The organism is Nostoc sp. PCC 7107 (assembly GCF_000316625.1).
GTDB lineage: Bacteria > Cyanobacteriota > Cyanobacteriia > Cyanobacteriales > Nostocaceae > Nostoc_B.
On the sequence record NC_019676.1, the window covers coordinates 1,448,662 to 1,460,775 of the forward strand.

Here is a 12,114-nt window from a genome sequence, read left to right on the forward strand (position 1 = left end):
CAATTATTGTAGTATTTACCAGCAACCCCACCGGGCGATCGCCTCATACTCTACACTAATTAATATCCTGACTGCCAACCTGCACTGATTTCAAAGATACTGTCCATGCAGCTACTTAAAACAACTGACACAGATTTTTCCACCGCATTCCAAGCACTTGTCAATAATCGCCGGGAAGCCACGGTTGATGTTAGTGGTACAGTACGCGGCATTTTGGCTGATGTAAAAGTGCGAGGTGATGCCGCAGTTAAGGAATATACTAGACGTTTTGACCATTTCAGCCCAGAATCTTTGCATCTGAGTGCCGATTTTATCGCCGCCCAAGCCGCCAAATGTCCGGCTGATGTGAGAATCGCCTTGGAATTAGCCGCAGAACGCATCGGTAGCTTTCACCAAAAACAACTGCCCCAAGATATTAGTTACACCGACGCAACAGGAGTGAAACTCGGTTTAAATTGGATTTCTCTCTCCCAAGTGGGGATTTATGTCCCCGGTGGACGCGCCAGCTATCCCAGTTCGGTGTTGATGAATGCCCTCCCAGCTAAAATTGCCGGGGTGGAACGCATTGTGATGACAGTACCAATGCCTCATGGGGAAATTAACCCGGCTGTGTTAGCAGCGGCGCAAGTGGCTGGTGTAACGGAAATATATAGTATTGGTGGGGCGCAAGCAGTAGCCGCCCTCGCCTATGGTACAGAAACTCTAACGCCTGTAGATAAAATTGTTGGCCCTGGTAATGCTTATGTTGCGGAAGCCAAGCGTCAGGTATTTGGAACTGTGGGTATTGACAGCATCGCTGGCCCTTCAGAAATTTTGGTGGTGGCTGATGATCAAAATAACCCAGAGTGGATAGCTTGGGATTTATTATCGCAAGCAGAACATGACCCCAGCGCCCAATCAATCTTAATTACTGATTCGGAAGTTTTCGCCCAGCAAGTTATCACAGCAGTTGAATTAGTTCTCACCAAGCTGTCTACTCAAGAGGTAGCAACGGCTAGTTGGCAAAATCATGGGGCAATTATTGTAGTTAGTGATTTGGCAGAAAGTATCCCACTCTTGAATCAATTGGCTCCTGAACACGTCGAGTTATGTGTAGATAACCCGCAATTACTCGCCAGTCAAATTAAATGCGCCGGTAGTGTGTTTTTAGGACGCTACACCCCAGAAGCCATTGGCGATTATTTGGGTGGCCCCAACCATGTATTACCAACTTCCCGTTCGGCGCGGTTTGCTTCTGGGTTGAGTGTGTACGATTTCCTCAAACGCATTACTTATTTAGAATGCAATCAAGCCGCGTTGCAAGAAATTGGTAAAGCTGCGGTGACTTTAGCTGATGCGGAAGGTTTGCCAGCCCATGCTGGGAGTGTGGCTATTCGTTTGCAATCATAATTGGAGAAATTTCGCGCAAAGGCGCAAAGTTGATATGGATGCAGAGAAAAAGACACCTGTTTCTTTTATCAAAAATCTGCTGGTTGCCCGTGGGCGATCGCTTTTACTCCTGTTTCTTGGGGTATATTTACCATTGCAGACATTTCAACTGCTGGCTATCCAAGTTTGGCAATATCAAGCTGGCTTGCCTTGGGATGTGCCGATTTTGTTGGCGGTTCACTCTACAGCTAATGCACAGTTAGATACTCTGGCGGTGGTGCTGACTAAGTTAGGGTCATTTTGGACTGTGTTACCAATTTTAACTACAGTTGCCCTGATATTACTCTGGCAAAAACGCTGGCGATCGCTAGTTTACCTACTCATGACTGCCTTGGGAAGCGCCTTCATCAACCGCACAGCCAAAGAATTATGGCATCGTCTCCGCCCAGATTTTTGGACATCCCTCGCGCCAGAGTTAGATTTTTCTTTTCCTAGCGGCCATGCTATGACAAGTATTACCCTGGCTATCATTGTGTTGATTTTAGCTTGGCAAAGTTCATGGCGCTGGTTGGTATGTATTTTTGGTAGCTTGTATGTATTCACTATTGCCTGGACACGCCTTTATTTGGGAGTTCACTTTCCCAGTGATATTATCGCAGGTTGGATGGTGGCGATCGCTTGGGCAACTGGTGTGAGTATGATTATTAAACCTTATCTGACGAAAACTGTACCCGTCCCTGGCGCACAGCCTACGTTAGAAACTACCTTACTCCCAGAAGAACAGGACAAGTTAACCGCTAATGAGTGAATATGATTGGTGAGCTACCCTCTGATATTTACTTAAATAAATCAGAAAACAGATAAATCAGTTAAAACACTGTAGCTATGTTTAAACAATTTATTATGATATTTTTTACCCAAGAAACCCAAACTTTCCTGAATCACCCCCAATAGCGATCGCCGCAAAATTCCTTAAATTTTTGCATAAGAGGTATGAGATTTGAACATACTAGAATTTTCTTTACTAGTTTGGCTTGGCTCATTTAGTGCTGGCTTTATCGGTGCGTTAACAGGTTTAGGTGGCGGAGTAGTCATTGTTCCTCTATTAACTTCAGTCTTTGACGTAGATATTCGCTACGCTGTTGGTGCTTCCTTGGTATCTGTGATTGCTACTTCCTTGGGTGCAGCCTCCACATATATCAAAAAAGGCTACACCAATTTGCGCTTAGGTATGTTTTTAGAAGTTGCCACCACAATTGGGGCAATTATCGGGGCGATGATTGCGGTGTTTGTCTCTGTAAAAATGTTAACGATTGTTTTGGCGATCGTCTTGATATATTCTGCATATCTTTCACAACGCCCAAGAATTGAAATTGATCAAAATCAACCCGCAGATCCCTTAGCCGATTATTTCCACTTGAATGGTACTTATCCCACGCCAGATGGATTGATGTCTTACAAAGTTCATTCTGTACCAGCAGGGTTTAGTGTGATGTTTGTTGCTGGAATATTGTCTGGATTACTGGGTATTGGTTCAGGCGCATTCAAGGTACTAGCAATGGATCAAGCCATGCGTATACCTTTTAAAGTTTCAACTACCACTAGCAATTTTATGATTGGTGTCACCGCTGCCGCATCAGCCGGCGTTTATTTAGCCAGAGGATACATCGATCCGGGATTATCAATGCCAGTAATGTTAGGAGTATTACCTGGCGCTTTTTTAGGAGCAAAAGTACTCATAGGCGCTAAAACGCAGATTTTACGAATTATTTTTAGTCTTGTGCTGGTGGTAATGGCTTTTAAAATGGTCTACAACAGTCTAATAGGGGGGCTGTAAAATGTATAAATATGAGGTTAATTCTAGTTTTCATTGGCAGTCATCAGCATCACCAGAAGCTGAAGTGGTGGCAATTACCTTACCACCAGCAGAAGCAGACTCTGATATTCAACAATTAGAAGAACAACACACTGGCATTAATCTCACTGCCAGTCATATAGTCAGCAAAACCCCCAGTGAACAGCAATTAGAATACATACTCAGCAATCTTTTAAAGTATGGTGTATTAATAGCTAGTTCTGTTGTTTTGTTAGGCGGAATTTTATATTTAATTCACCACGGTTCAGAGCCTGCGACATATCAAGTTTTTCACAGTGAACCATCAGAGTTTCGCTCGCCAAAAGGTGTAATCAAGGCAGTTTTATCTGGTAGCCGTCGCGGAATTATTCAATTAGGATTATTACTATTAATCGCCACACCAATTTTACGTGTAATTATTTCTTTATTGGCTTTTATACTCAAACGAGAATTAACTTATATAGTTGTAACTCTGTTGGTATTAGCGAGTTTAACTTATAGTTTGGTAGGAGCATATTTTTAACAAGACTTAAAGGCAAAAGTTGTCTATTAAGAATGGATATTAAGATTTTGATAGACTTTATATCCCAATACCGTTCAGTTAAGACTAAAAACCAATTCTGGCGTAGGTTGGGTTGAGGAACGTAGACACGCTCCGCGCGGCTTCTCGAAGCGTAACCCAACATCCGAGCATACTTTGTTGGGTTACGCTATCGCTCCACCCAACCTACTTTTCTGCTTAACTTAAAGGCAAAAGTTGTCTATTAAGAATGGATATTATAGCTGTAGCCAATAAGATTAGGACATAAACTATGAAGTATTCCTAGTATTGCGATTCAAACTCAGATGGCTAAACCCTATAGTGATGATTTCCGGCAAAAGGTGATGCAAGCAATTGAGTTGGACGGTCTCAAAAAGAGTGAGGCGAGCCAATTGTTCAATATCAGTCGCAATACGATTAACTTGTGGTGTCAAAGAAAAGCCCAAACGGGTGATATCAAGGTCAAATCGAGGCAGGAATGCCAAAGGGGTGGCAAAATCGATGATTGGGAGAAGTTTCGCGCATTTGTCAAAGCAAATGGTGATAAAACTCAAGTCCAAATGGTAGAGTTATGGGAAGGAGAGATTAGTCAACGCACGATTTCACGGGCATTGCAGAAAATTGGACACACCCGTAAAAAAAAACATATGGCTACTGTCAACGAGATGAAGCCAAACGAGCAACCTTTCTAGCACAACTGAAGAACCCAAAAGCACCACACTTGGTTTATGTCGATGAATCGGGAATGGATGAACGAGATAACTACGGCTATGGGTACTCACCAACAGGGGAACGATTTTACGACCTCAAATCCGGTCGGCGACAGGGACGCATTAACATGATTGCTGGGTATCGGGATAATCAATTGATTGCCCCATTTACAGTCGAGGGGGCGTGTAACCGCACAGTGTTTGAAACCTGGCTAGAAACATGTTTGATTCCGGTTTTGCGTCCCGGTGAGTGGGTAATTGTGGATAATGCGACGTTTCATCATGGTGGTCGAATTGCCCAACTCATACATGATGCAGGCTGTGAACTTGTTTATTTACCTCCCTATTCACCAGACCTTAATCGTATTGAGAAGTGTTGGGCATGGTTAAAAAGTAGGATTCGCAAACAATTACACAATTGTGATCATTTACGTGATGCTATCGAATTCGTTCTCAAGCACGCAGCGTCCTAATAAAACTGGCTATAGCTATAAAAGGCAAAGGGCAAAAGTAAGAAGTAGATTTCCTCGTTGCCTGTTTGCCCCGATAACCTAAAGTTTCGCTAAGATCAGAGTGTTTACTTATATGTGGTCAAGTTGTGGCTACTATATCTTGTCCCCGTTGCCATCAAACTGTTGAGAGTCAGGCTATTACCTGTCCTTATTGCCGAACCACACTCAAAGCCTTCGGCCATCCCGGTATTCCATTGTATCGTGCTACCGGGGACGAGTATTTGTGCGATCGCTGCACCTACCACGCAGACGATACTTGCAACTTTCCTCAGCGTCCCTACGCCAAAGAATGTACCCTTTATCAAAACATTGCCGAATACAAGTTACAGCAAGAACAGCAGCATCATAACAGCAGTTTTGGCACAACTTTTCAAGGTTGGGTAAAACGTAATCAAACTTGGCTATTATTAGTTGGTTTATTACTCATTTGTTTAGTTATCGCTGTGGCGACATCTTAAATATAGCAGGAGGCAGGAGGCAGGAGGCAGAAGGCAGGAGGCAGAAGGAAAAGTCTTATTATTCCTGGCGTTCAAGCTTTCAAATTGTCCCAACAGACCTGACTACTGCTATAAGATTTTGATAGACTTTATATCCAATTTGCCTTTAAAATACACTAAATCGATAGAAATAGTGTATTTTATGGAAAGCGCCCAAAAAGCTAGTCAAGAGTTGAGTTTATCAGTAAATACAGCCCCAGAGCGATCGCCACAGACTGTTCCTCACGAATCCCCAAAAAATATCTTCAAAAAGCTCAGAGGTGGATTCCTACTGGTTTTGGGATATTTATTATCCCCTTTATGTTGGTGGAATGACCTTTTATTCAATTTACCCATTGCTTACTTTTTTGGGTACTTATGTAGTTTACTTTCCCCGAAATTGCTCATTCCTTGTTCCATTATAGGTTACTGGCTCTCCAATGTTGTGGGAATCCTGTTGATACAATATGGCTCTAAGGATATCTTTCAAAAAGATTCTCAAGAGCGTAACCTCAAAAAAGAATTGTTATCAGGTTTAGTTTCTTCCACAATTTATACTCTGGTGATTATTGTATTGATTCAATTGAAGATTCTTGATTTTCCTGTATTGTTTGCCAAGAGTTAATGCTCAATTTTAGAACTAATTGGACGAATAAAATTTGCTACTACATAAACAAAGTTCAGCTATGTGTACTTAATAAAATAACAGCGCAGGCGGGTTTTGTTTGTATGGACGCGATTTTTAATCGCCAGGAATGAATAAAATATGACTGTTAGCTTTGATTTCCAATCTACATGTTTTCTCATAACTCAATTTGGATTGCTAGAACTCAGGAGAAATATTAACAATTTGAACTCCTGAGTTACTAATTATAAGCTTTAAGTAATGCACTAAAATCCCAAACTTTAGAATTTTCTTTTCCAATAACTAATGGTAGCTTACCATTCCATTTTTCAATTGCTTGTTTTTGGAGTAATTCAGTTGTTAAACCATCGCGTAGTAATCTATAAGTTTCAGCTTCGCCTTTGGCTAAATTAACTTTCGCCTCAGCTTCTTTGACTGCTTTCAAAGCCAAAAATTCGGCTCGTTTAGCTTCTTGTTCCGCAATTTGCTTTGCTTCTACCGCCTCACCAAAGCGCTCAGAAAAATGCACATGAACTAAAGAAATATCATCCACTGCGATATGATAACTACGTAAACGTTTAGTTAATGCTGTATCTATTCCTAATTTGACTGCTGCTCTTTTAGTAATAATTTCTTCTGCTGTATATTGAGAAACAATAGATTTAATGACTTCTTCAACTGCTGGGTTAATAATTCGAGTAATTACATTTTCTTTACTACCAATCTGTTGAAAAATAATATTAACTTCTTCTGGGATGAGATGCCAATTTAGTGCCACATCAGTGAAAACATCTTGTAAATCTTTAGCCGCAGCTTCAGTAGATATTTCCTGTTTCTGCACACGGATACTTAACTTTTCTACTGTATTGACTATCGGGATAATTAAATGAAGTCCTTCGCTTAATATTTGCTCTTGAACTTCGCCAAACTTCATTAATACGCCACGTTCCCCTGCGTTAACTATTACGCAAGGCGTGAGGAAAATAGTAATTAAACATAAAAGTGCTGTCAATTTTCCAGCATTATTAAAAGCTTTATTGTTTTTCATCATCGTCTGTCAAATTCACTAGTACGCAAAGGCGGAAATAAAGAAATCCATATAGTCAGCTTTTCAGCAATTTATAATGGGTGCTTGATTTAGGCTGTGTTGTACTAGCTTAAAAAATATTACAGGATATCTGCGATCGCCAACACCAATTCCCAGAAATATGACATATTCCTATTCAGGAAAAGGTAGAGAGTCGATTCTTCTGCTGAACTCTGACTCCAAAATTCTGGGATATGTATTTCAGTCCACATCAGGTATCATGCAATCTGTCTAACCTATTAGTAAACTAGTAGAGCTATTTGATTGAGGGGGATGGAAACATGAGAATTTGGCTGGCTTGCTTTGTGCTAGTATTCGCCTTGGCAGAACTGTTTGACTGGTTACAAGAATTTTCTCTACCATTGCCGATTTATATTTTAGGTGGAGCGTTTTTAGCAGTTGCTTCTAATTATGACAAAATTGTGGGTTCTTACTTCAGTGACACATCAATTGCTGCATCACTAGAAACACCACAGCTAGATGCGCCCACTCAACCCCTCGCCTCAATTTCTGCGGTTGAGGATATACAGAAATCAGAACAACAGGTTTAGTCTGTTTCGATCAAAACTGTCACCGCAGCGATCGCAATTAACATTTCATCGTTTTTATCATTGAGAGAGGGAATCGCTCTTCCTTCAACCACCATTCCCCCAGACTCAACAGTGATAGTTTTGCGTCCAAAAGGTAATACTGCAAGAACCTCATCTGTTCTCACTTGTTCGGGATAAGGTACTGCTATTTGAACTTCCACAATCATCTCATTGGGATCATTCAAACCAGCGACTTCCCAAACTCCTGGTAAAGCATTATGAGCGATCGCATTGCGTACTGCTCTTGCAGCTGCTACAGTTGGTTCTTGTCCATGCTGATCTACACCCATCCCCATCTCAATTACTAAACGTTTACGCGCCACAGTCACCTCCTGGATATCCTCGATATTTATACTTAACTACTGTAATTAGATTTGATGTGTACAGCGTTTATTTAGTTAATCGCCACCGCCACCGCCACCGCCACCATAATCACCCCCACCGCCACCATAATCACCCCCACCGCCATAGTAATAACTGCTACTGTCTCCAATGTAGCTACTACTAGTCCCAGTCCTAGAGACAATAATGAGGAGAAGAGGGATACCAAAGACTAGCAATCCCGACAAAATCCACAATAACCTCTCATAAAAAAATTGTGAACTTTGCCATCCAGAGGTTTCAATCTTAGTACCTGTACGATCAAATGCCACCTGAATTTCTAACCCTTCCCCTGGCTCTAGAGATTGTTTAGCAACAGCCTCAATAGTTTTTGTATCGACTCGGCGAATATTTGCAACTACACCAAAGCTTTGGAATATTTTAATTTTATTAGTAAATTCTTCAGGAAATTCTACCCTAACCTGCGCCTGTTTAATAGGGGCTTTACGGTCAGAGAATATCGCTTCCCAATATACTTGAGCATAGTTATGATTGACGCTCAATCCTCCAATAACACGATATTTCAACACGAAAGTAGGGCTTTCTGGTGGTTGCAATTGATGTTCCCAACGAATCCAAAATAGATTATTTACTGTACTTGTTATACTGGGTAACACTTGACCATTTTCGGATACAGAAACTTCAGTAATTCTGTCTACCTTATATAAAGGAATGTACCGGGAACGCAGATGGTTATACTCTCCAGTAAAATTATATTTTTGTGTCTCAGTGACTAACATATCACCGTTAGGCTGTACGGCAATATCGACATTGATAAATTCCCAATAGAAAGGTGCTGATTCGGCTTGGACATTATGAATAGTAAATGTGAAGCCAAGAACAAATGTGAAACAAAATAGCAGCAGCCTGTCTACTAATTTTTTGCTCATATATTTACAAATTGGCATATTTTGGAAAACGAAAAGAGACGTGATGTATTTACAAAATACCTTCGCAATTTTACGAGGGTAAGTTGATGTCTGAACTCTCTTTTCTCCGAATTCTTGGCAAAAACAATAAGTCCTAAAAATAAGTTCATTCCACTAAGGACAAAACAAAGTATCACGAGTGTCTCGTCCTGTGGTGGGATTAGTACCTTTAGCCACTTTGCACAACTTTTTTTGTTCATCTGGGCGCAGCAGCACATCAGTAAAATCTGCTCCATCAATAATTGCGCCATCAAATTTAGCATTAGCCGCAAATGCACCTTCTAAAACTGCATTAGTCAAATCGGCTTTCATTAGCCTCGCTGAGTCTAAGGTAGCATTTGTCAAATCAGTTCCCTGTAAATTCGCTGATTCTAAATTAGCAGCAAAGAAACTCACACCACGCAAGTTACTATTACTAAAATTACTTTGCCGGAGATTAGCTTTGGTAAAGCTAGAATCTGTTAAATCACGTCCAGAAAAATCAGCATCTACTAATATTTCTTTGTTATATTCGAGTGCTAAAGCTGTTGGCGTATAAGTAAAATTAGCTGTGATGCTAAAAACTGCCCACAGCAATACACTGAGTATACCTGCCCAAATGCGATCGCTTAACCTAGAATTCATCGTACTTTTAACCAATGGCGAATCATCCTCCATCCCATTATCTCGATATTGGTCAACTAGGTGAAGATTTAGTTACACAATGGTTACAGTCTAAAGGTTGGTTGATTCTACATCGGCGCTTTTCTTGCCGTTGGGGAGAGATTGATATTATTGCTCAATATCCAGGAGGACAAGGGGAAGAATATCTTACTCAAAACTCTACACTTGCTTTTGTCGAGGTGAAAACCCGCAGTTCAGGCAATTGGGATGCAGGTGGAAGAAACGCTATCACGCCGCAAAAACAGGCAAAACTATGGCGTACAGCCGAAATATTTTTAGCTCAATATCCCGACAAAGCTGATTATCCTTGTCGGTTTGATGTAGCTATTGTGAGTTATCAGCCAATATCTCAGTTACAAACTCAGATCAAATCAGTTCAAGATGCTGTATTTAGTTCATCAGTTGCGGGATACAAATTTCATCTGCAAGAATATATCCCGGCAGCTTTTGATTCTTGAATTGATTAAAGTGAGGGCGAATAATAATTGATCACAACTTCAATATCTTTGTCAGCAATTACAAATTCTTTGCAGTCGCCCTCACAATAAAGAGTTTCACGCTAAAGTTTCAGGACAGTAACCTAATCCACGGACAAACTGTTGGCGGAATGCTTCGATTTCATCTCTCTCTGGACTACCATGAGAAACGATCGCTACTTGATAGCGGCGCATTACGTCTACAGGACACTGGCCAGCTTCCAAACTCCAAAGTGCCATTTGCACACGCATTGGTGGCTCGTAGCAAATTCCTAATTCATTTAGGAAAGCCCGAAAGTCTCCATCCTGTTGCGCTGAGACTTGACCTTTAAGTTTGACCCTAACCACCCAGCCATCAATTTGATGAATTACGGTAACGAACGAAACTGGTATTTGGGGCGTTGCGTGCAGATGTTGAACGACCCGCAATGTTAGACTGGCATTTGCCAGATAATACAAATATTCCATGTTGGTGCTTGGGATCAAAGCCAATCCTACACTTCTATCATCCTCAATAGATCAGTTTCCCGGTAGGGTAGAAGCCCCCGTCTTTGGATGGGGAGTTTTACCCATATTTATGACTCATCATTAGGTATTACTTAATGATGCCCGTAGGAAAACCCTATGAATGAAGTTGTGTTTTCCCTAGAAAATATCTACTAACAAACTCGTAAAATTTAGCATAACCTTCAATGGAGCCACCAATAACGCAAGGAAATTTTAATAAAGTGACTGCCACAGGAGTAGAAGAAGTAAACTTAGATTGTTCATTAATTGGGTATGACTACGTACTACCTCCAGAACTGATTGCCCAAAATCCGGCAGTTCCCAGAGATAGTTCTCGATTATTAGTCGTCAACTCCGCCGCCACAAGCGATAATTCCGCCCCTCTACACCACATCTTCCGCGATTTACCTGAACTCCTGCGTCCTGGTGATTTGTTGGTGATGAATAATACCAAAGTTATACCCGCCAGACTGTACGGTAATAAATCTACTGGAGCCGAAGTTGAGGTATTACTTTTAGAAGAGAGGCAAGATAATTGTTGGTTAGCATTAGTTAAGCCAGGAAAGCGTTTTAAATCAGGTTCCCAAATTATTTTTTCTGGTAAAGGACTAGAAAATAACTCCCCCACGCCCCAACTCACAGCTAGAGTTTTAGAAACCGATGCAGCGACTGGCGGGCGGTTGTTGCAATTTGATGTCCCGCCAGGAAAATCTTTGGTAGAACTGTTAGATAAATTTGGTGAGATTCCTTTACCGCCTTACATCACTACTTCAGATGCGGCGGATGAACAATACCAGACTGTATACGCCGAACAACCAGGTGCGATCGCAGCGCCAACGGCTGGGTTACACTTTACTCCAGAGTTACTAGAAAAATTGCGCGATCGCAATATCCATCAAGCATTTGTCACACTCCATGTTGGTGTGGGTACATTTCGCCCTGTGGAAGTGGAAGATGTCACCACCCACGAAATGCACGAAGAATGGATTGAAGTTCCTGTGGCTACAGTAGAACAAATCCGTGCCACTCAAGCCGCTGGTGGGCGAGTTATTGCTGTCGGTACAACAGTGGTACGTTCTTTAGAAGGTGCAGCCCAATTGGGGGAATTACAACCATTTTGTGGCAAAACCAACTTATTTATTTATCCTGGCTATCAATGGCGGGTAGTGGAGGGGTTAATTACTAATTTTCACCTACCGCGTTCGAGTTTACTAATGCTGGTAAGTGCCTTAATTGGCAGACTAAGATTATTGCAAATATACCAAGAAGCGATCGCCTCTCGATATCGGTTCTATTCTTTTGGTGATGCCATGCTAGTTTTGCCAGCAGAAAATAAAAAGATATAGATTTACAAGAAGTCCTGGTTACAGTAACTAGGACTTCTTTATAAATCT

At 41.3% G+C, this 12,114-nt stretch carries 15 protein-coding genes; 10 read left to right on the top strand and 5 right to left on the bottom strand.

Features of this window, described 5'->3' with window-relative positions; all coding sequences use genetic code 11:
- Positions 1-105: 105 nt before the first annotated feature.
- From hisD to NOS7107_RS06255, 7 genes are all read left to right on the top strand, one after another.
- Positions 106-1,389 carry a histidinol dehydrogenase gene (gene hisD, locus NOS7107_RS06220; protein ID WP_015112130.1) on the top strand — a complete coding sequence of 428 codons (1,284 nt, stop codon included), beginning with the start codon at positions 106-108 and terminating at the stop codon, positions 1,387-1,389.
- A gap of 34 nt (positions 1,390-1,423) precedes the next feature.
- On the top strand, positions 1,424-2,176 hold the full coding sequence (locus NOS7107_RS06225) for a phosphatase PAP2 family protein (protein ID WP_015112131.1): 753 nt from the start codon (positions 1,424-1,426) through the stop codon (positions 2,174-2,176).
- Between the two features lie 192 nt (positions 2,177-2,368).
- Entirely contained in the window at positions 2,369-3,205 is an 837-nt protein-coding gene (locus NOS7107_RS06230) for a sulfite exporter TauE/SafE family protein (protein ID WP_015112132.1), read from the top strand.
- Between the two features lies 1 nt (position 3,206).
- Entirely contained in the window at positions 3,207-3,746 is a 540-nt protein-coding gene (locus tag NOS7107_RS06235) for a DUF1634 domain-containing protein (protein WP_015112133.1), read from the top strand.
- A 323-nt stretch (positions 3,747-4,069) separates the two neighbouring features.
- A protein-coding gene (locus NOS7107_RS27650) for an IS630 family transposase (protein WP_253274444.1) occupies positions 4,070-4,947 on the top strand; the annotation gives its coding sequence in 2 pieces (ribosomal slippage) (positions 4,070-4,399 and positions 4,402-4,947; 876 coding nt in all).
- A gap of 125 nt (positions 4,948-5,072) precedes the next feature.
- Complete coding sequence (locus NOS7107_RS06250) at positions 5,073-5,444, top strand: zinc ribbon domain-containing protein (protein WP_015112134.1); 372 nt, start codon at positions 5,073-5,075, stop codon at positions 5,442-5,444.
- A 181-nt stretch (positions 5,445-5,625) separates the two neighbouring features.
- Positions 5,626-6,087 (top strand): hypothetical protein, encoded by a 462-nt coding sequence (locus NOS7107_RS06255; RefSeq protein WP_015112135.1) that lies wholly within the window; start codon positions 5,626-5,628, stop codon positions 6,085-6,087.
- 241 nt (positions 6,088-6,328) lie between these two features.
- On the opposite strand, the gene NOS7107_RS06260 is transcribed toward NOS7107_RS06255, so the two are convergent.
- Positions 6,329-7,135 carry a prohibitin family protein gene (locus NOS7107_RS06260; protein ID WP_044499745.1) on the bottom strand — a complete coding sequence of 269 codons (807 nt, stop codon included), beginning with the start codon at positions 7,133-7,135 and terminating at the stop codon, positions 6,329-6,331.
- Positions 7,136-7,455: 320 nt separating this feature from the next.
- Here NOS7107_RS06260 and NOS7107_RS06265 point away from each other — a divergent pair, with 320 nt between their 5' ends.
- Positions 7,456-7,725: a hypothetical protein gene (locus NOS7107_RS06265; protein ID WP_015112137.1), complete on the top strand. Its 270-nt coding sequence runs from the start codon at positions 7,456-7,458 to the stop codon at positions 7,723-7,725.
- On the opposite strand, the gene NOS7107_RS06270 is transcribed toward NOS7107_RS06265, so the two are convergent.
- The 3 genes from NOS7107_RS06270 to NOS7107_RS06280 form a co-directional block, all read right to left on the bottom strand.
- Positions 7,722-8,087 carry a Lin0512 family protein gene (locus tag NOS7107_RS06270; protein WP_015112138.1) on the bottom strand — a complete coding sequence of 122 codons (366 nt, stop codon included), beginning with the start codon at positions 8,085-8,087 and terminating at the stop codon, positions 7,722-7,724. The genes NOS7107_RS06265 and NOS7107_RS06270 overlap by 4 nt on opposite strands.
- 75 nt (positions 8,088-8,162) lie before the next feature.
- Positions 8,163-9,035 (bottom strand): DUF2207 domain-containing protein, encoded by an 873-nt coding sequence (locus NOS7107_RS06275; protein ID WP_044499749.1) that lies wholly within the window; start codon positions 9,033-9,035, stop codon positions 8,163-8,165.
- Between the two features lie 153 nt (positions 9,036-9,188).
- Positions 9,189-9,698 carry a pentapeptide repeat-containing protein gene (locus NOS7107_RS06280; RefSeq protein ID WP_015112140.1) on the bottom strand — a complete coding sequence of 170 codons (510 nt, stop codon included), beginning with the start codon at positions 9,696-9,698 and terminating at the stop codon, positions 9,189-9,191.
- 14 nt (positions 9,699-9,712) lie between these two features.
- Between NOS7107_RS06280 and NOS7107_RS06285 the strand changes: the two genes are divergently transcribed.
- The gene (locus tag NOS7107_RS06285; protein ID WP_015112141.1) at positions 9,713-10,195 is read left to right on the top strand and encodes a YraN family protein; all 483 of its coding nucleotides are present in this window, start codon (positions 9,713-9,715) and stop codon (positions 10,193-10,195) included.
- 96 nt (positions 10,196-10,291) lie between these two features.
- Here NOS7107_RS06285 and NOS7107_RS06290 read toward each other — a convergent pair whose 3' ends face one another.
- A complete protein-coding gene (locus tag NOS7107_RS06290) occupies positions 10,292-10,681 on the bottom strand; it encodes a hypothetical protein (RefSeq protein ID WP_015112142.1) in 390 nt (129 codons plus the stop codon).
- A 224-nt stretch (positions 10,682-10,905) separates the two neighbouring features.
- On the opposite strand from NOS7107_RS06290, the gene queA reads away from it, so the two are divergent.
- Complete coding sequence (gene queA / locus NOS7107_RS06295) at positions 10,906-12,066, top strand: tRNA preQ1(34) S-adenosylmethionine ribosyltransferase-isomerase QueA (RefSeq protein WP_015112143.1); 1,161 nt, start codon at positions 10,906-10,908, stop codon at positions 12,064-12,066.
- Positions 12,067-12,114: the final 48 nt, after the last annotated feature.